Raw genomic sequence first — 18,264 nt, 5'->3', positions numbered from 1 at the left:
TCTCTCTCCCGCTCAGTGCTTGGGGGCCAGGAACTGCTTCAGACGCTCGGAACGCGGGTTGCCGAGCACCTCCGCCGGCGGCCCGGCCTCCTCGACCATGCCCTGATGCAGGTACATCACCTGGCTGGAGACATCCTTGGCAAAGGCCATTTCGTGGGTGACCACGATCATGGTGCGCCCTTCCTTGGCCAGATCCCGCATGACCTTGAGCACATCGCCGACCAGCTCCGGATCCAGGGCCGAGGTAGGCTCGTCGAACAGCATCACCTCCGGGTCCATGGCCAAGGCGCGTGCGATGGCCCCGCGCTGTTGCTGGCCGCCGGACATCTGGGCCGGATAGTAATCGGCGCGATCCAGGAGTCCGACGCGTTCGAGCAGGGCGCGGCCATGTTCGACGGCTTCCTTGCGCGGCTTCTTGAGCACATGCACCGGCGCCTCGATGACGTTTTCCAGCAGCGTCATGTGGGCCCAGAGGTTGAAGTTCTGAAACACCATGGACAGTTTGGCGCGCATATTGACGACCTGCTGCCAATCCGCGGGCTCGCGACCCTGGCGGGTCTCCTTGAAGCGAATCGTTTCGCCGTGAACGATCAGCTCGCCTTCGTTGGGCTGCTCGAGAAGATTCATGCAGCGCAGGAATGTGCTCTTGCCGGAGCCGGAGGCGCCGATCAGAGTGATGACATCGCCTTGGTGAGCCTGAAGTGACAGGCCCTTGAGGACTTCGTTGTCGCCGAAGCGCTTCTTGAGATTACGCACTTCGAGGGGCAAAGGGGTATCGACCATAGGTGCTCCGAGGTGGCAGGGGCATGCCGGATTTGTAATGCACTCGATACTAAAAGGCAGCGATTCTAACAGACGTTTGACGGCTGTTCAGATCGTTCTCCACGGCGTGTGCCTTGTGGAAAAGCAGTCTAGCCGGAGCAACGGTGAATGTCTGAGTATGGCTGAATGGAACATGGGAATAGCCTCTGGTTTTTTGTTTTTGTCGGCTTGCCTTTCAAGACAAGCCATTTGGAATGGGTGCTGAATCACTTGTTCGGCAGCGGAACCTGTCGGGCCAACAAGGCAGCCCGGGCACCGACTTCCACCTTGGCATTGGGGAAAATCACCGTCAGGGGAGCGTCAGTCACGACACAGTCTCCGGCATTGGCGTCCTGAGCCAACCGAGCGCCGACAGGAAACTGACTGAAGTTGGGAGTGTCATCCGGGAAGCATAAAGCGAAATCCTCGGATGCTCGCATCAGTTCCTGAGTGACCTGGAAAAAGGCCATGGTATCCGGATTTTCTCGTTGGGGGTCATTGCCTGTAATCAACGCCTCGATCAGTGCACGCATTGGCTGCAAGTCGGCAAGGTCATTATTGCCGAAGGCATGCACCTTCCCCAGCTCCAGAGTAAAGGCCTGGGCGTGGTGATAGTGCTTCGAATAATGGGAGAAGGTCCAGCTGTGTTGATGTTGATGCAGTACGGCCTGCATTTCGGCACCGGCCAGCCAGTGCCATTGCTCATCGCTCGTGATGGTGTCATCGCTGAAGGGCTCGACGGCAAAACGAGGATACTGGCTGTCACGAATCGCCGTATGCAAATCGTAGTGCAAGCGCGGCTGGGGATGACGCTTGTAAAAGTCGTCCACTGTGGCCATCAATTCCCGGGCACGCTGCGGCTCGTCACCTTCTTCCGCGAGTTCGCGCTGGAATAACCGGTTGAGATTGGTGGTGCAAAAGCGTTGAGCGTGGCGAATGGCGGGCAGATTACCAAAAATGATCAATATCGGCGCCCCAACGCTCACCAAGCCGGCTTCCAGACGGGCGAGCACTTCGCCAACGAGTTCGATGGGGGCCGTCTCGTTGCCGTGAATGCCCGCCGAGAACACACAGGCTCGGGCTTGGGGCATCTCTGCATCCGGGTGTAGCTCGAGCACACCCGGGGCTCGGATTGTATAGCATGCGTCCGGCAAGCGGCCTTCAAGGCTTTCCGGGACGCGCTCTTCCAAGGTTAGATCGAGCCAATCAACGAGCATGACGATACTCTGTCGGGATGAAGTTGGATGCCAGACAGATCTTTAATACAAGACAGGCGGGGTTGTCACAACCCGATAGGTCGAGCAGGTGAAAAAAGCCGGTAGGAAAATGAAATTCATTGGCGATAAGGGTTGCAGGCTTGGCCTTGCTCTACCTCAATCAGGTCGTTCGTTGCAAAATCAAGCGCATTGGCGCGTTCGACCAGGCGTTGGTAAACCTCTTCTTCAAGGGTCGGCGTACGCGCCATGATCCATAGGTAATCTCGGTTGGGACCCGCGATCAGGACATGCTGATAATTGTCATCCAGTTCGAGAATGTTGTAGCCGCCGTAGAAGGGGCCGAAGAAGCTGACCTTTAGACGACCCACATTTTCGTCTTCGACAAAGTAGGCCTTGCCCTCGGCAACGTCCAGTTCGCCTTCTTCGAGATTCACACCGCGATTGATCACCTTGACGCCGCCATCGTCTCGCAGGCTGTACTGTGCCGTTACGCAGTCCAGGCCGCGTTCGAAGGAGTGATCGAGTCGCGCAATCTCGTACCAGCGTCCCAGGTAGGCGTCGAGATCGAAGTTCTTCACCGCCTGAGTACCCTCGGGAATACCGGTACAGCCGGCGCTCAGTGTGGCGGCGAAAAGAGTTACTGCAAGGGCGCTGTAAGTGGTTGACGAACGCACAAGAACTCCTTTCTACGAGGCGGGATGACGCGACCTTGGTGTCATAATGACGAAGCCAAGGTCGGTGTATTCGTCATTCAAGCAGTGCCTAGTTTTTGCGCTTAGCGTCCATTTCCTTGCGATAGACGCCGGCCAGTTCCTTCTTCTGGCTGTCGCTGAGCACTCTGCCCGCCGCCTGGAACATCTCCTGCTCTTCTTCATCAAGATGGTGAGTCACCAGGTGTTGAAGCTTCTGGGCAGAAGCGACCCAGCTGGAAGAGCTGTAGTCGGTGCTTTCGAGGGTCTCGATCAGTTCATCGATCTCATGATGCTCGGCGATACTGTGGCGCGCTTTTTCCTGAGTCGAGTCGTGTTCCATCATCGGGACATAAAGGGCGCGTTCTTCTGCCGCCGCGTGATGCTGCAGTTCCGTTTTTACCTTCTGGAACAGCTCGTCGCGTCCTTCGCTATTGCCCTGCGTCTTGACCAGCAGGTCGAGCAGGGTGCGTTGCGTATCATGATCGTCACGCAGCTCTTCGAACAATGTCACGAGTATCTCCTTTTATGGTTCAAGCCTTGATAAGCTGATCAGGTCTTCCAAAACCTACGCAAATTCTATACAAGATATTTTTTTTGTCCAATTATGCTAATGGAACGGACTCATCCAGTCGCCATCTTTCCATGACGGTCATACGGATGACACTGCATCAGCGATGGCTTTTCCAAGGGACTGAGTGGTGCCTTCGCCACGAATGTCGGGGGTCAGTACGCTTTTCTGAGCGCTGTCGCCCAGCACGCCTTCGATGGCCTGAACGATGGCTTTGCCGGCATCCTCATAACCCAGGTGTTCGAGCATCATGGCACCACACCAGATCTGGCCGATGGGATTGGCGAGGTTCTTGCCGGCAATATCCGGAGCACTGCCGTGCACCGGCTCGAACAAGCTGGGAAAACGTCCTTCGGGATTGATGTTGGCCGAAGGCGCAATACCGATGGTGCCGGTACAGGCCGGGCCGAGATCGGAAAGGATGTCGCCGAACAAGTTGCTGGCCACCACCACATCGAACCAGTCCGGATGCAGCACGAAATTGGCGGCGAGAATATCGATATGAAATTGATCGACACTGATGTCGGGATAGCGCTTGGCCATGGCTTTCACGCGCTCGTCCCAGTAGGGCATGGTGATGGAGATGCCGTTGGATTTGGTCGCGGAGGTCAGCGAGCGGCGGGGGCGCGTGGAGGCCAGCTCGAAGGCGTATGCAAGCACTCGGTCGATGCCCACCCGGGTCATGACGGTATCTTGTATGACCACTTCGCGCTCCGTGCCCTCGAACATCTTGCCGCCGACGCTTGAATATTCCCCTTCGGTATTCTCGCGCACCACATAGAAATCGATGTCCCCCGGTTCACGGTCCGCCAGAGGACTCTTTATGCCCGGCATCAAGCGGCAGGGCCGCAGGTTGATGTACTGATCGAAGGCACGCCGGAACTGCAGCAGCGAGCCCCACAACGAAATATGATCCGGCACCTTTTCCGGCCAGCCGACGGCGCCGAAGTAGATTGCATCGAACTTGGATAGAATGTCGAACCAGTCATCCGGCAGCATCTGGCCGTGTTCCAGGTAGTAGTCGCAGCTGGCGAAATCGAAGTATTCGAAGGTCAGGTCGATGTCAAAACCTTTGGCTGCGGCTTCCAGCACGCGCACGCCCTCGGGCATTACTTCGGTGCCGATGCCATCGCCGGGAATGACTGCGATACGATAAGCCATGAAAAACTCCTCGTTAGCTTGGTAAGATAGCGTGCTATGAATGCTGCGGTATGCTTGATGTCAATTTAACATCGGCGTGGCAATTTCCTGGGCACGATTGGCCTCTCAGTCTAGCAGCCTGCGGGCAAACTTTGCCGAAGGACGCGACCCTCGGCCACTTTCGCTTATCTTGCTGAGAGGGTATGCAGGTGGAGGCGAAAGAGATAAAGACGCTGGCAACAGGATGATAGCAACGTATCATGGACAACGAGCAAGCGAACGGCGTCAATGGCCAGGGGAGATAATGGCTTGAATATTCTCATGTTTACCAATACCTATCGACCGATCGTGGGCGGTGTGAGTGAGTCGGTGCAACGGCTCAAGACTCGCCTGCAGGCGGAAGGGCATCAAGTATTGGTAGTGGCGCCCAAGCTGGAAGGACAGCCACGACATGAGGCGGATGTGATCCGTGTTGCAGCGGTGCAACATTTCAATGGCAGCGATTTCTCGCTACCCGTGCCGATTCCAGGTCAGCTTTACGAAGCAATCGAAGCGTTTGAACCTGATATCGTACATTCACACCATCCTTTTCTACTTGGCGATACCGCTGCTCGAGCGGCAGAAACCTACGGCCTGCCGCTGATCTTTACCCACCACACGCTGTATGAACACTACACCCACTATGTACCAGGCAGCTCGCCTCGCATGCAGCGTTTTGCGGTGGCGCTGCCCACACAATACACCAAGCTGTGCGCGGCGGTGATTGCGCCCAGCAGCAGCGTCAGGGATCTCATGCTCTTGCGCGGCGCTAATGACGCCATCTATGTTGCGCCGAGCGGCGTCGATACCCGGCGTTTTTTCCGCGGTGATGGTGTCTGGCTGCGCCAACGCATGGGGATCAGTGATGATGCTTATGTGATAGGACATGTCGGCCGGTTGGCTCAGGAAAAGAATCTGCCGTTTCTAACGGATGCCGTGACGCGTTTGCTGGTCGAGGAACCCAAGGCGCACTTTCTGATCGTAGGGGATGGTGATGCCCGTATGATGATGCATGACGTAGCGGTCAGCGCCGGCGTTGCGGATCGTTTTCATTTTACGGGGAAGTTGCATGACCAGGAACTGATCGATGCCTACCATGCCATGGACGTATTTGCCTTTGCTTCCCACAGTGAGACACAGGGCATGGTGCTGGTCGAGGCAATGGCTGCGGGTCTGCCGGTCGTCGCTCTCGATGCGCCAGGCGTGCGGGAGGTGCTGAAAAACGCCGAGAACGGATACCTGCTTGCGGGCAATGACGCCCAGGCACTCGCTGCAACACTAGGCAATATGCAGGATAAATCCCATCGCGATCAGTTACGCAAGGGGGCGCTCAAGACCGCAAAGGCGTTCGATGAAAGCTGTTGTGCGGCACGTTGTCTCGATGTCTATCGTCGTGCCATCGCTGCCGGGGGGCCAGTGAGCCATGCCGATCAGGATGCCTGGGAGCGAGTGCGCAAGCGCCTGGGAGCCGAATGGCAGATGCTGCGCCATCGTGGGCGTGTACTGCGCTCGGTCTTTCAGGATCAGCCCATGCTAGGCTTGATCAACCCCGCCGATGAAGAATCCGAGGCACTTTAAAACGATGCCCATGGAACAAGTTGCCGGTTACTACAACCGTTTGGTGCGCTGTTTCCTTGTGCTGTAACGCTTCAGGCCTATCAGTACGATAACTGCCAGAATGATACCCCCCAAGGCATACAGTAGTTCGCTGCGGTTCTCTGCGGTGAAGAGCGATCCTAACTGGCTACCCAGTAGGGAAATGCCGAGTAGCCCAGGAATGATGCCGATCAAGGACCCCAGCATGTAATCGCGGAACTTCAGATGAAAGGCTCCGGCAAGCATGTTGGTCAGTGTAAAGGGCGCCAAGGGCAGCAGATTGATAAGGGTCATAGTACGCACACCACGCCCTGCGAGCAGCCGGGCAACCTTGTTCAGCCGTTGACCACCGTAACGCAACAGCGCATCGCGACCCAATCGGTGTCCCAGCCAAAAAGTGACTACGGACGTCGCCAGACTACCAATCAGAGAGTAGCCGAACCCCCACCAGGGGCCGAATAGCAGTCCTGTGACGGCGACCAGGATGCTCAATGGAAACATTACCAGCGAGGCAAGGACGTAGACACCCGTCACGATCAGTACTGCCAACGGGGAATCCCGCCAAGCCGAGGCGTAATCGATAAAGCCGTACAAGCGTTCGGCGCTTAGCACGTCGTGCATGGCGAGCCACTGCCACAGCAGACCCAGGCTGGCCAGCACGGCTAATACTGCAACAACGGTGATCAGCTGGCGCGACATGGCAATAATCAAATCCGCTCATGGAAGTCGCGCTTAGGATACCCGTGCCATCCGTGCTGGCCAATGCCTGTTTTGTCACGGGTTCCGTTGCAGCACTCGCAGCCGTGATTCGATCATGTCGATATCCAGATAAGTGCCCTGCAAATGGCGCTTGCCTGTAGTGGGATCAAAAGCGCGTCGGCCGTGTAATACCCGGCGATTGTCGAAAGCGGCCATCTGGCCAGGCACAAGGGCAAGTTCGATCTGATGTTTTGGATCGTGCAGCAGTTGCCAGAACTGACGAAAGGCCGCGTACCAGGGGCTGATCTCATCAAATGGCAACCGTAGAGTGTCGCGAATCCAGTTGCTGAACCGAATCTCGCGAAGCTGGCCTGTGGCATTCAGTTCGATGACCGGTGCCCGTATGCCGATGTCCTGTTCTTCATCCTGGAACCGAAAATCGATGGGGGTCTCGCAAAGTGTTCGAAAGGCTTGCGGGGCTGCTTGCCGCAAAGCTTCTGCCACCGCAAACCCATCGGCAAAGAGCGATTCCCCGCCTGCGGCGTCGTTTTGCAGACAGTAAAGCAGCTGAATATCCGGCGGCTGGCGCCAGTTGGGCAGATCGGAGTGCAGGGCCAGGCCGATCGACGTGTAGGCGGCGTTGTTGGGATTGGGTTTTGAATAGACATCGAAACGTGCCCCGAAATTGCTTGCCCGCATGGGACCGATGCGCCTTGCAATCCGACTGACTTCCTCATCCGCAAGAGGGCCCTCGTCGAGCAGCACCAGGCCGTCGCGCAGTAGCGTTTCTAGCCAGTGACGTTCTCCTTCCTCGGACATGGAATCCGCGTGCAACACATGGGTCGGGACGAAGTTCGTGGACCAGGGGCGCCGAATCCGGAGTAGCTCGCCGACAGGGTCGATGTCGTTATCCGGGCGTCGCTGATGTAACCAGACAGCATCGAACAGGCTGACATGGCTATCGGCCCATTGCAGCCGAAGGTTACCCTTGACCAGCGTCGCCTGAGGCGCTACCTCGATATCCGCCAGGGGGACAAACAAGCGTTCCCGGGTCAATGGATGGCGACATTGGATGCACGGGCAGTGGTCCCGCAGCCATAGCAGTGGGAAATGCCCTTGGCTGGCATCATTCCAGCGCAGCGATACGCATTCATCATCAGCCTTTATATCCGTGAGTTGCTGTCCGCCGACATAGGAGGATAGTTCCCCCATGTCGATACGGTGCTGGGTGGCGGGTATTTCGATCAAGGGCGTGGACATCGTTGGCTCCTGGGCAGGTTGGAACATCTCTTGGCTGCCGGCTCATCCTGTTCTCTTTGCAGGAGGCGGACAAACGATTAATCTGGGGGCTATGGCCCAGCTCAGCTTATGGCACACTTGTTCATGAATTCATTGCCACCGATTCTCTGGATGCAGGCCTTCGAAGCCGCTGCTCGCACGCTCAGCTTCACCCGAGCAGGACATGAGCTTGGGGTTACGCAGTCGGCCATCAGTCAGCGCATTCGCTTGCTCGAGGATCGCCTGGGGCAGGCGCTTTTTGTACGCTATCCGCGAAGCCTGGCGTTGACGCCCGCCGGCCAGGCATGGCTTCCCAGCGTTCAGGAGGCGTTCTCGCGATTGTGGGAAGGTACGGCGGAAGTGTTCGGGGCTCGTCCTGAAGCCTCGGTGATCCTGCGTGCCACGCCGGTCATGCAGCAGATATGGCTGGCGCCGCGCTTGGTGGCGTTCCATGCGCGTCATCCTGATATTGTGGTGCATGTGGTCAGCGCCATCTGGCAGGAGGATTTCAGTGCCGAAGGGGCGGATATCGAGATCCGCTACGGCCTTGGCCATTGGGAAGGGGTGGAGCGCTTGTCTCTGGGGCGCGAAACGATGCTGCCCGTCTGTTCTCCAGCGACCGCGAAACGCTTGCATACTCCTGCCGATATTGCCGGTGAAACGCTACTGCATGCGCCGGGTTTTGCAGTGGGCTGGTCCGCCTGGTTTGAAAAGGCAGGCATCGATGGGTTCGAAACTCGGTGCCTGGCGTTATCCTGCGACAGCCAGATCATGACGTTGACCCTTGCCGCTCAAGGGGGCGGGGTTGCCTTGATTCATCAGGGCTTGTTGGGAGAGCGAAACGATCTGGTGGCGCCTTTTGATCATGCTGCGCCCACGGAGGAGAGCTTCTGGCTGGTCAGGCCGGTAAAGCGTGAACCGCATTCGCAAGCGGTGCTGTTATGGGAGTGGCTGAGTGATGGGGCAAGCCGAAAAGATAACCATCGCATGGGAACAAGCCAAAGGTGAAGACATGATAGTGCAACGACAAGGAATTCAATGGGTACGCGACAGCGCCATCGTCGCTGTAGTGGGCGTCGCGCTGATGGGCGGGCTGGCGCTGACGTCGGGTCAGTCAATGGCCGGCGAGATTGGGCACGGAACCGGCCATACCTGGCAACAGGACGTGGAGATCTTCATCGACGGCTCGCGTCTTGTGACGATGCCTGATGGGCGTCGCAAAGGCGATCGGAACGGAGAACGCGCCAAGGACAAAGGCGGCCCCAGTATCTGTCATCAGGCCAACGGAACGACCTGGTCGACCCGGGATCAGAAGTGTCCTGACTCGAAACCGCCAGAGCGCTCCCGAGTCTGGTCCACGTCGCCGGAGTGATCGGGTTGGCCAGTTGGCGTCAGGCGTTTTAGCGGTGACTGCTGAAAGTAGTGTTCGAGCAGCGAATAGAGTTCTGGATAGGCGCGCACCAGTACTTGCGGGGCGGTAAAGAAGTATTCGCAGCACACGGCAAAGCATTCGCCTGGGTCACTTGCTGCGTAATCATCAATGGGAGGATTCTTACCCCGGGCCAGGTGTTCCTGCAGGTCGTCCCATACGGCACTGAATACCCGATGCCAGACCGATGCCGACATGTCCGCCGGTAACGGTGGAAAACCCTCCGCCTCCTGGGAATTGCCCATGTCGAGTTTGTGGGCGAACTCATGGATGATCACATTGAAACCACTCCAGTCGCCGCTTTCCATGACGTCGACCAGGGACAGCACCACCGGCCCCTGATACCAGGTCTCGCCGATACGCTCATCGGGGTATTCATGTATCACACCGGCATCGTCCATGGCGCTTGCCCGGCGACGGAAAACATCCGGTAGCAGCAGTACTTCATGCACGTTGGCGAAGGCATCTTCCGCGTCCGCATCGCTCCAGCCCAGGGTCAGCAGACTCGCCTGAGCAAATAGCCCAAGCCGGGTCGGCAGGTCGACATCGTGACCCTCCGGGATCGAGAGACGTTTCCTGTGCAGCAGGTACCAGGCCCGCAGGCCCAGGCGCTTGGCCGCCTCGTCATCCAGCGCCTCGATGAGCGGTAGATTCGAGCGCACTTCCTGCCAAGCCTGCTGCGGAAACGGATGGCGGGCGATAAACCGCTTCGCCCGCCATTGACGCCACCGGTGCAGCATGGCGGGGATTAGCTTTCGTCCTGACGGTTACCGGTCAATCGACCCCCGGACTTCCAGGACCAGTCCCGCAGGCGTAGATCGAATAGATCCTTGCGCCGATCCTTCAGGTTGGTGACCGAACCTTCCGAGCGCACCACCTTGAGCCGTGTCAGATCCAGATCGGAGAAGATCACCATTTCGGTATTCGGCGTGGATTCCGACATCACTGCATCGTGTGGAAAGGCGAAATCCGAAGGCGAGAACACCGAGGACTGAGCGTACTGGATATCCAGATTCTCGATCGAGGGCACGTTGCCGACGCTGCCACACAGCACCACATAGCACTCGTTCTCGATGGCCCGGGCCTGGGCACAGTGGCGCACGCGTAAATAGCTGTTCTTGGTATCGGTCCAGAACGGCACGAACAGAACGTCCATGTCCTGCTCCGCGAGCAACCGGGGAAGCTCCGGAAACTCGACGTCATAGCAGATCAGAATGCCCACCCGTCCGGCATCGGTATCGAAGACCTGCAGTTCGTCGCCGCCTTCCACGACCCAATCACGGCGCTCCTGAGGCGTGATATGCAGCTTGGACTGCCGCTCCGTCCCGCCATCCCGATGACACAAGTAGGATACATTGTACAGGCGACCGTCTTCTCCCACTTCCATCATCGAACCGGCGATGATGTTGATATTGTAGGAAACTGCCATGCGCGAAATTTCGGTCTTGAAGCGTTCCGTGAAGCCGGCAAGAAAGTGAATCGCCTGTATTTGATCGGATTGATCGGTCAGGCCCATCAACGGGGTATTGAACAGCTCGGGAAATACCACGAAATCGCTTTGATAATCGGCGACCGCGTCGACGAAATACTCGACCTGCTGGAGTACCGACTCCACCGAGGCGAATTCGCGCATCTGCCACTGTACCGCACCGACCCGCACCTGGGTCTTGCGGTTCTCGATTATGCGTTCCGCGGGTTCGTAAAGAATGTTGTTCCACTCGAGAAGCGTGGCATAGCCCTGGGACTTCTCGTCTTCCGGCAAATACTTGCGCAGCAGGCGCTTGACCAGGAAGTCATTGGCCAGCTGGAACGACAGAATAGGGTCGTGTATCTCCTTGCGCGCCACGGCATCCAGATAGGCACTGGGCGACATCACGTCAGCATGCAGGTGATAGTTGGGAATGCGCCCGCCGGCGAGAATGGCGCGCAGGTTCATCGAGCGGCACAGATCCTTGCGTGCCTCGTAAAGGCGGCGCCCCAGTCGATGGCCGCGATAGGCTGGGTTGATCAGTACATCCAGGCCGTAGAGCGCATCGCCATCCGCCGCATTGAGAATGATCTCGCGGTGTCCGATCAGGTCGTCGTACTTGTGTGGATTGGAAAACTCGTCGTAGTCAACGCGTGCCGTCAGTGCCACCCCGACGATACGATCGTCGTCCTCGATGAGAATCTGGCCGTCGGGAAACTCGTCGATCAGCTTGTCGATGGTGGATTTTGACCAAGCGCCGCCGATGTCATCGTAGATGCTATCCATCAAGGTCTTGAGCTGTGGGTAATCCTCCGACTCTAGATTGCGTAAGTTAAGAAGAAGGTCGTCTAGGGACATGAGTGTCTGGAATCCTGGTCGAGAATTAATGCGCCGATGATAACACGCACTGGCCATGCGGCAGGACATCGACGCGCCATAAAGTCTCACAGCTATGTCTCATTCAAAATAGACTTAAGACTATTCGCCCACCCCTCCTTGTTCAGGGTGCGTCGCTCAGAATCATAGCGATAGACGGTTATGCCACCATCGTTGCGATGGCCGGTGACCAACACCTTGGCCTGGGGCGAGGTGGCGATACTCAGGCTGCGCAGGTAGGAGAAGGTTCGTTAGTTATTCAAGTACGCTCAAATCACTGAACGAACTACTTATACCAAGGTATACCTGCTTTTATTTTTAATAAATACAAGAAATTAAGATTATTCAGCAATAGGCGAAAAATCTCTTTTTGCGCTTGGCAGGATGTTCGCCCATGATCTTTTGATGTGCTAATCCGAAGGGAAAATAATAATTCATGGCCCTGTCACTTGAGCATATCGAGCGAACCGTAAGCGGTGAGAAGCACATCATCGATGCCAATCTGACCCTAGAGTCCGGCACTTTCAATGTGTTGCTGGGGCATACCTTATCGGGCAAGACCTCCTTGATGCGCCTGGTGGCAGGGCTGGATGCCCCGAGTCGCGGTAGAGTGCTGCTCAACGGTCGTGACATGACCGGCGTATCGGTGCGGCAGCGCAATGTGTCGATGGTCTATCAGCAGTTCATCAACTACCCGACACTGACTGTCTTCGACAATATTGCCTCGCCGCTCAAGCTGGCCAAGGTGCCCAAGCAGGAGATCCGACGCCGGGTTGAGGAGATCGCCGGTATGCTGCGTATCGAGCATCTGCTGGGACGCTACCCCCAGGAGCTTTCCGGTGGACAGCAGCAGCGCACCGCCATGGCCCGCGCGCTGGTCAAGGAGGCCGATCTGGTGCTGTTCGATGAGCCTCTGGTCAATCTTGACTATAAGCTGCGCGAGGAGCTGCGGCTGGAGATGCGCAAGCTGTTTCATGCGCGCAACACCATTGCTGTCTATGCGACCACCGAGCCCGGCGAGGCCCTGGCCCTTGGCGATACCACGACGCTGATCCATGAAGGCCGAATCCTGCAGAGCGGCCCCAGCGATCATGTCTACCATCACCCCGAAACCGTCGAAGCGGCGTCGCTGTTCGGCGAGCCGCCTATCAATTTGATGGATGTCGAACTACGCAATAGCGAGTTGATTATCGATCGCTCGACCTTCGCGATTCCACCGCCCTTGGCACAGCTGAAGCCAGGGCGTTATCGCCTGGGTGTTCGGCCCAGTCATCTGGGTTTGAATCGGAAGAGAGAGGATGACCTGTCGTTCCGGATGGTCGTTGGCGTTGCCGAGATCAGTGGTTCCGAGACTTTTTTGCACGTAAGCAGTGACGCCTTCGATCTGGTGCTGCATCTGAGCGGTATCCACGAGTTCCAAGTGGATGATGAGGTTCGCGTCCATGCGCCCAGTCACAAGCTGTTCATTTTCGATAAGCACGGCGATCTGGTTCATGCGCCCGGCCAAATCCAAAAACAAGCATGAGTGAAAAGACACCATGGCGGAAATTCGTCTTGAGCAGCTGGCCCATAGTTATCAGGCCAACCCTCACGGGCCCGAGGATTACGCACTGCGCCGTATGGAGCACGTTTGGGAGCAGGGCGGCGCCTATGCGTTGCTGGGGCCTTCCGGCTGTGGCAAGAGTACCCTGCTGAATATCATCTCCGGGCTGCTCGAACCCTCCGAGGGTAAGGTGTTGTACGACGGGCAGTCGGTCAATGGCCTGACGCCGCAACAGCGCAACATTGCTCAGGTTTTCCAGTTTCCGGTGATCTACGACACCATGACGGTGTATGACAACCTGGCGTTTCCACTACGCAATCAGCGTCAGCCGTCGGGCAAGATCAAGGAGCGGGTTCGGGAGGTGGCCGAGTCCCTGGAGATCGAAGATCTGCTGCATCGCAAGGCGCGCAACCTGACCGCGGACGAGAAGCAGAAGGTCTCTATGGGCCGTGGCCTGGTGCGGGACGACGTGGCGGCGATCCTGTTCGACGAGCCGCTGACGGTAATCGATCCGCAGCTCAAATGGCGTCTGCGCCGCAAGCTCAAGCAGATTCACGAGCGCTTCAACATCACCATGGTCTACGTGACCCACGATCAACTCGAGGCCTCCACCTTCGCCGATAAGATCGCGGTCATGTACGACGGCCAGATCGTGCAGTTCGGTACGCCCCGAGAGCTGTTCGAGAACCCTGCCCACACCTTCGTCGGTTACTTCATCGGTAGCCCCGGCATGAACCTGCTCGAGGCAACGTCGAGCGAGACGGGCGTGCGCGTAGCCGGCGTCGACTTGCCGCTGGCTCCGGCCGTACGTGACGCCCTGGCGGGGCACTCCTCCCGATCGCTCAGGCTGGGCATCCGCCCCGAGTTCGTGCAACTGGTAGCGCCCGAGCAAGCGCATCTGCGTGCCAGGATCGATCTGGTACAAGATCTGGGTACCTACAAGATTCTTGATCTGCGGCTTGTAGGGGGTGACAAACCCTTGTTCATCAAGGCACGCATTGAAGAGGACCGTGCGGTGCCGAGCGGTGAGGTCGGTCTGTTGTTTCCCGAGTCTTGGACACGGTTCTACGCCGATGACATCTTGGTCGAGGTGGAGACGGCAGGTGTGGATGACGCCAGTGGAGATGGCCTGGTGGGAGAGCCGCAATGAAAGTACACAACAACAAGGCCTGGTGGCTGGTGCTGCCGGTATTCGTGCTTGTTGCTTTCAGCGCCATCATCCCGATGATGACGGTGGTCAACTACTCGGTTCAGGATATCTTCGACCCGAGTACCCGCTTTTTTGTGGGCACCGAATGGTACCGGGAAATCCTGCGCGACGAACGTCTGCTGGATGCGTTGCTGCGCCAGTTTGCGTTCTCCTTCAGCATCCTGGCAATCGAGATCCCGTTAGGCATCATCGTGGCTTTGTCCATGCCACGCCGCGGCATCGGCGTACCGATCTGCTTGATCCTGCTCTCGTTGCCGCTGCTGATCCCCTGGAATGTCGTGGGCACCATCTGGCAGATCATCGGACGTGGCGACATCGGCCTCTATGGTCGATTGCTGCACAATCTCGGCATCGACTACAACTACGCCTCCAATACCGTGGATGCCTGGGTTACGGTGTTGATCATGGACGTTTGGCACTGGACCTCGCTAGTGGCGCTGCTGTGCTATTCCGGACTGCGTTCGATCCCGGATGTCTACTATCAGGCGGCACGCATCGATCGCGCATCGCACTGGGCGGTGTTCCGCTATATTCAGCTGCCCAAGCTCAAGAACGTGCTGTTGATCGCCGTGATGCTGCGCTTCATGGATAGCTTCATGATCTATACCGAGCCCTTCGTATTGACCGGTGGCGGGCCCGGCACCACTACCACCTTTCTCAGTCAGACCCTGACCCAGATGGCGGTGGGCCAATTCGATATCGGCCGTGCCGCGGCGTTCTCGCTGATCTACTTCCTGATCATCCTGCTGGTAACCTGGTTGTTCTATACCGCCATGACCCACGCCGACGACAAGAACTGAGGCGCATCATGAAAACAAGAAAGCTGATCGTGCTGTTCGTCTACCTGCTGTTCGTGCTGGTACCGATCTACTGGCTGGTCAACATGTCGTTGAAGTCGAATCGAGAGATTCTAGGGTCGCTGTCCCTGTGGCCGGTGGATGCGACACTGGACAATTACCGGGTGATCTTTACCGACCCGAGCTGGTACATGAGCTATCTCAATTCACTCAGCTACGTGTCGATGAACATGGTCCTTTCACTGGCGGTGGCACTGCCCGCGGCCTATGCGTTCTCGCGCTATCGCTTCCTCGGCGACAAGCATATGTTCTTCTGGCTGTTGACCAATCGCATGGCACCGCCGGCGGTGTTTCTGCTGCCGTTCTTTCAGCTCTACTCCTCCGTGGGCCTGTTCGATACCACCATCGCCGTGGCCCTGGCCCACTGTCTGTTCAACGTGCCCCTGGCGGTGTGGATTCTCGAGGGCTTCATGTCCAGCGTGCCCAAGGAGATCGACGAGACGGCCTACATCGACGGCTACAGCTTTCCGCGCTTCTTCGTGCGTATCTTCATTCCGATGATTCGCCCGGGTATCGGGGTCACCGCCTTCTTCTGCTTCATGTTCTCTTGGGTCGAGCTACTGCTGGCGCGAACGCTCACGGCGGTAGATGCCAAGCCGATCGTGGCGCAGATGACCCGCACCGTCTCTGCCTCAGGGATCGACTGGGGAGTACTCGCCGCCGCCGGGGTCGTGGCCTTGCTGCCGGGTATCGCGGTGATCTATTTCGTGCGCAACCACGTGGCCAAGGGCTTTGCCTTGGGACGTGTTTAACCGGAGAGACAGCATATGGAATGGATGGCGTGGACATTACCGACAGCAAGTTTCTTCATCGCCATCGCCTTGATTCTGACCGCGATGACGATCTGGCAGACGGTATCGCCGGGACATCAGCGCAAGGGGTTTCTGCCGATCTCGACGACCCGGGGGGATCGACTGTTCATCAGCCTGCTGGGCGCCGGATATCTACACTTGCTGCTGCTTGCGCTGACCGTCTGGCCGCTATGGATCGCCACGCTAGCCAGCGTGGCGGGGCTCTTTATCATCCTGAAATGGGGGTAATGCATCACTGGCTGAAGTGTCATCGATCTCACTAGAGCACAACACCACACAACAACGAGGTTGCTATGTCTCATATCACCTATGCTCCGCGACTGACCCGTATGGCCATGGCCATGAGTCTGGCAGGCCTGATAGCAACACCTGGCCTGGCGTTTGCCGATCAGTACCAGGATGCCGCCAAGCGCTGGATCGAGCAGGAATTCGATACCTCTACGCTTACGCCGGAAGAGCAGATGAAGGAGATGCAGTGGTTCATCGATGCGGCGGAATCCCTACGGGGCAAGGAAATCAATGTCGCTTCGGAAACCCTGACCACCCATCAGTATGAATCGGACGTGCTGGCCAAGGCCTTCACCGAGATCACGGGTATCAGGGTCAATCACGATCTGATTCAGGAGGGCGACGTCATCGAGAAGCTGCAGACCCAGATGCAGTCCGGGCGCAACATCTACGATGGCTACGTCAACGACTCGGATCTGATCGGCACGCACTCCCGTTACGGCAAGGTGGTGCCGATCTCGGACATGATGGAGGGTGACGGCGCCGAATTCACCTCGCCGACCCTGGATCTGGACGATTTCATCGGCTTGTCCTTCACCACTGGCCCTGATGGCAAGGTCTATCAGCTGCCGGATCAGCAGTTTGCCAACCTCTACTGGTTTCGCGCCGACTGGTTCGACGACCCGGAACTCAAGCAGCAGTTCGAGGAGAAGTACGGTTATGAGCTGGGGGTGCCGGTCAACTGGTCCGCCTATGAAGATATTGCCGACTTCTTCAGCAACGACGTCAAGGAGATCGATGGCAAGCGCATCTATGGTCATATGGACTATGGCAAGAAGGACCCGTCGCTTGGCTGGCGCTTCACCGACGCCTGGTTCTCCATGGCGGGCGCCGGCGACAAGGGGATTCCCAACGGACTGCCAGTGGATGAGTGGGGGATTCGCGTCGATGAGTGTCACCCTGTGGGCTCCAGCGTATCCCGCGGTGGCGCTGCCAATGGCCCGGCAGCAGTGTACGCCACCCAGAAGTACGTCGATTGGCTAAAGGCCTATGCACCTCCCGCCGCCCAGGGCATGACCTTCTCCGAGTCCGGCCCGGTGCCCGCCCAGGGCAACATCGCCCAGCAGATCTTCTGGTACACCGCCTTTACCGCAGACATGACCAAGGAAGGTCTGCCGGTGGTCAACGAGGACGGCACGCCCAAGTGGCGCATGGCACCGTCGCCGGTAGGGCCGTATTGGGAAGATGGCATGAAGAAGGGCTATCAGGACGTGGGTTCCTGGACCTTCTTCGATTCCACTCCCCAAGAGAATCGCATGGCGGCCTGGCTCTATGCCCAGTTCGTTACCGCCAAGACCGTGTCGCTTAAGAAGACCCTGGTGGGATTGACGCCGATTCGCGAATCGGACATTCAGTCCGAGGCCATGACCGAAGCCGCGCCCAGGCTGGGCGGCCTGGTCGAGTTCTATCGCAGCCCGGCGCGTCTGCAGTGGTCGCCGACCGGCACCAACGTGCCGGACTACCCGAAGCTGGCTCAGCTTTGGTGGCAGTATGTTTCCCGCGCAGCAAGTGGCGAATCCAGCGCCCAGGAAGCCCTCGACGGTCTGGCTGAGGCTCAGGACCGCATGATGGAACGCCTGGAGCGCGCCAAGGTGCAGGAAGAGTGCGGACCCAAGCTCAACGAGGAGCGCGACCCCCAGTACTGGCTCGATCAGCCGGGCGCGCCGAAGGCCAAGCTCGACAACGAGAAGCCCCAGGGCAAGACCGTGCCCTATGACGAGTTGGTCAAGTCCTGGGAGGAAGGTTGATAG

At 57.9% G+C, this 18,264-nt stretch carries 18 protein-coding genes; 9 read left to right on the top strand and 9 right to left on the bottom strand.

The features are described from left to right. Positions 1–12 precede the first annotated feature (12 nt). The 5 genes from H7850_RS06935 to H7850_RS06915 all read right to left on the bottom strand — a co-directional run bounded on the left by H7850_RS06935 (position 13) and on the right by H7850_RS06915 (position 4,439). Entirely contained in the window at positions 13–783 is a 771-nt protein-coding gene (locus H7850_RS06935) for an ABC transporter ATP-binding protein (protein ID WP_227368792.1), read from the bottom strand. A 245-nt stretch (positions 784–1,028) separates the two neighbouring features. Then, entirely contained in the window at positions 1,029–2,018 is a 990-nt protein-coding gene (locus tag H7850_RS06930) for a succinylglutamate desuccinylase (protein WP_227368791.1), read from the bottom strand. Between the two features lie 116 nt (positions 2,019–2,134). Then, complete coding sequence (locus H7850_RS06925; RefSeq protein ID WP_319799269.1) at positions 2,135–2,692, bottom strand: lipocalin family protein; 558 nt, start codon at positions 2,690–2,692, stop codon at positions 2,135–2,137. 88 nt (positions 2,693–2,780) lie between these two features. Next, on the bottom strand, positions 2,781–3,221 hold the full coding sequence (locus H7850_RS06920; RefSeq protein WP_227368790.1) for a hemerythrin domain-containing protein: 441 nt from the start codon (positions 3,219–3,221) through the stop codon (positions 2,781–2,783). Positions 3,222–3,359: 138 nt separating this feature from the next. Further along, positions 3,360–4,439, bottom strand: coding sequence for a tartrate dehydrogenase (locus H7850_RS06915; protein WP_227368789.1), 1,080 nt, complete (start codon positions 4,437–4,439; stop codon positions 3,360–3,362). 288 nt (positions 4,440–4,727) lie between these two features. Here H7850_RS06915 and H7850_RS06910 point away from each other — a divergent pair, with 288 nt between their 5' ends. Further along, positions 4,728–6,035 (top strand): glycosyltransferase, encoded by a 1,308-nt coding sequence (locus H7850_RS06910; RefSeq protein ID WP_227368788.1) that lies wholly within the window; start codon positions 4,728–4,730, stop codon positions 6,033–6,035. Positions 6,036–6,065: 30 nt separating this feature from the next. Here H7850_RS06910 and H7850_RS06905 read toward each other — a convergent pair whose 3' ends face one another. After that, complete coding sequence (locus H7850_RS06905; RefSeq protein WP_319799268.1) at positions 6,066–6,764, bottom strand: TVP38/TMEM64 family protein; 699 nt, start codon at positions 6,762–6,764, stop codon at positions 6,066–6,068. 63 nt (positions 6,765–6,827) lie between these two features. After that, entirely contained in the window at positions 6,828–8,012 is a 1,185-nt protein-coding gene (locus tag H7850_RS06900; RefSeq protein WP_227368787.1) for a TauD/TfdA family dioxygenase, read from the bottom strand. A gap of 123 nt (positions 8,013–8,135) precedes the next feature. Between H7850_RS06900 and H7850_RS06895 the strand changes: the two genes are divergently transcribed. Both H7850_RS06895 and H7850_RS06890 read left to right on the top strand, forming a co-directional pair. Continuing rightward, positions 8,136–9,038: a LysR substrate-binding domain-containing protein gene (locus H7850_RS06895; RefSeq protein WP_227368786.1), complete on the top strand. Its 903-nt coding sequence runs from the start codon at positions 8,136–8,138 to the stop codon at positions 9,036–9,038. A 4-nt stretch (positions 9,039–9,042) separates the two neighbouring features. Beyond that, positions 9,043–9,402 carry a hypothetical protein gene (locus H7850_RS06890; protein WP_227368785.1) on the top strand — a complete coding sequence of 120 codons (360 nt, stop codon included), beginning with the start codon at positions 9,043–9,045 and terminating at the stop codon, positions 9,400–9,402. Here H7850_RS06890 and H7850_RS06885 read toward each other — a convergent pair. Both H7850_RS06885 and H7850_RS06880 read right to left on the bottom strand, forming a co-directional pair. Further along, positions 9,339–10,199, bottom strand: coding sequence for a zinc-dependent peptidase (locus H7850_RS06885; protein ID WP_227368784.1), 861 nt, complete (start codon positions 10,197–10,199; stop codon positions 9,339–9,341). The two genes, H7850_RS06890 and H7850_RS06885, sit on opposite strands and share 64 nt — an antisense overlap. Positions 10,200–10,207: 8 nt before the next feature. After that, positions 10,208–11,785 carry a bifunctional GNAT family N-acetyltransferase/carbon-nitrogen hydrolase family protein gene (locus tag H7850_RS06880; RefSeq protein WP_227368783.1) on the bottom strand — a complete coding sequence of 526 codons (1,578 nt, stop codon included), beginning with the start codon at positions 11,783–11,785 and terminating at the stop codon, positions 10,208–10,210. A 454-nt stretch (positions 11,786–12,239) separates the two neighbouring features. On the opposite strand from H7850_RS06880, the gene H7850_RS06875 reads away from it, so the two are divergent. The 6 genes from H7850_RS06875 (at position 12,240) to H7850_RS06850 (ending at position 18,261) form a co-directional block, all read left to right on the top strand. Continuing rightward, positions 12,240–13,328: an ABC transporter ATP-binding protein gene (locus H7850_RS06875; RefSeq protein WP_227368782.1), complete on the top strand. Its 1,089-nt coding sequence runs from the start codon at positions 12,240–12,242 to the stop codon at positions 13,326–13,328. A gap of 13 nt (positions 13,329–13,341) precedes the next feature. Then, positions 13,342–14,496: an ABC transporter ATP-binding protein gene (locus tag H7850_RS06870; protein ID WP_227368781.1), complete on the top strand. Its 1,155-nt coding sequence runs from the start codon at positions 13,342–13,344 to the stop codon at positions 14,494–14,496. Beyond that, positions 14,493–15,356: a carbohydrate ABC transporter permease gene (locus H7850_RS06865; RefSeq protein WP_227368780.1), complete on the top strand. Its 864-nt coding sequence runs from the start codon at positions 14,493–14,495 to the stop codon at positions 15,354–15,356. The genes H7850_RS06870 and H7850_RS06865 overlap by 4 nt, the downstream gene beginning before the upstream one ends. Before the next feature lie 8 nt (positions 15,357–15,364). After that, positions 15,365–16,165: a carbohydrate ABC transporter permease gene (locus H7850_RS06860; protein WP_227368779.1), complete on the top strand. Its 801-nt coding sequence runs from the start codon at positions 15,365–15,367 to the stop codon at positions 16,163–16,165. Positions 16,166–16,180: 15 nt separating this feature from the next. Continuing rightward, positions 16,181–16,453 carry a DUF2160 domain-containing protein gene (locus H7850_RS06855; RefSeq protein ID WP_227368778.1) on the top strand — a complete coding sequence of 91 codons (273 nt, stop codon included), beginning with the start codon at positions 16,181–16,183 and terminating at the stop codon, positions 16,451–16,453. Positions 16,454–16,554: 101 nt separating this feature from the next. Then, positions 16,555–18,261 (top strand): ABC transporter substrate-binding protein, encoded by a 1,707-nt coding sequence (locus H7850_RS06850; protein WP_227369166.1) that lies wholly within the window; start codon positions 16,555–16,557, stop codon positions 18,259–18,261. The last annotated feature ends 3 nt before the right edge of the window (positions 18,262–18,264 follow it).

This window comes from Halomonas sp. M20 (assembly GCF_020622265.1).
Taxonomy (GTDB): domain Bacteria; phylum Pseudomonadota; class Gammaproteobacteria; order Pseudomonadales; family Halomonadaceae; genus Modicisalibacter.
The sequence above is the reverse complement of the archived record's forward strand: the minus strand, read 5'-3'. Positions and strand labels throughout refer to the sequence as shown.

Coding starts and splice junctions, on each gene's coding strand:
- H7850_RS06915 (WP_227368789.1), bottom strand. CDS start 4,439: ATGGCTTATCGTATCGCAGTCATTCCCGGCGATGGCATCGGCACCGAA.
- H7850_RS06855 (WP_227368778.1), top strand. CDS start 16,181: ATGGAATGGATGGCGTGGACATTACCGACAGCAAGTTTCTTCATCGCC.
- H7850_RS06885 (WP_227368784.1), bottom strand. CDS start 10,199: ATGCTGCACCGGTGGCGTCAATGGCGGGCGAAGCGGTTTATCGCCCGC.
- H7850_RS06875 (WP_227368782.1), top strand. CDS start 12,240: ATGGCCCTGTCACTTGAGCATATCGAGCGAACCGTAAGCGGTGAGAAG.
- H7850_RS06870 (WP_227368781.1), top strand. CDS start 13,342: ATGGCGGAAATTCGTCTTGAGCAGCTGGCCCATAGTTATCAGGCCAAC.
- H7850_RS06880 (WP_227368783.1), bottom strand. CDS start 11,785: ATGTCCCTAGACGACCTTCTTCTTAACTTACGCAATCTAGAGTCGGAG.
- H7850_RS06890 (WP_227368785.1), top strand. CDS start 9,043: ATGATAGTGCAACGACAAGGAATTCAATGGGTACGCGACAGCGCCATC.
- H7850_RS06930 (WP_227368791.1), bottom strand. CDS start 2,018: ATGCTCGTTGATTGGCTCGATCTAACCTTGGAAGAGCGCGTCCCGGAA.
- H7850_RS06860 (WP_227368779.1), top strand. CDS start 15,365: ATGAAAACAAGAAAGCTGATCGTGCTGTTCGTCTACCTGCTGTTCGTG.
- H7850_RS06850 (WP_227369166.1), top strand. CDS start 16,555: ATGGCCATGGCCATGAGTCTGGCAGGCCTGATAGCAACACCTGGCCTG.
- H7850_RS06895 (WP_227368786.1), top strand. CDS start 8,136: ATGAATTCATTGCCACCGATTCTCTGGATGCAGGCCTTCGAAGCCGCT.
- H7850_RS06900 (WP_227368787.1), bottom strand. CDS start 8,012: ATGTCCACGCCCTTGATCGAAATACCCGCCACCCAGCACCGTATCGAC.
- H7850_RS06935 (WP_227368792.1), bottom strand. CDS start 783: ATGGTCGATACCCCTTTGCCCCTCGAAGTGCGTAATCTCAAGAAGCGC.
- H7850_RS06865 (WP_227368780.1), top strand. CDS start 14,493: ATGAAAGTACACAACAACAAGGCCTGGTGGCTGGTGCTGCCGGTATTC.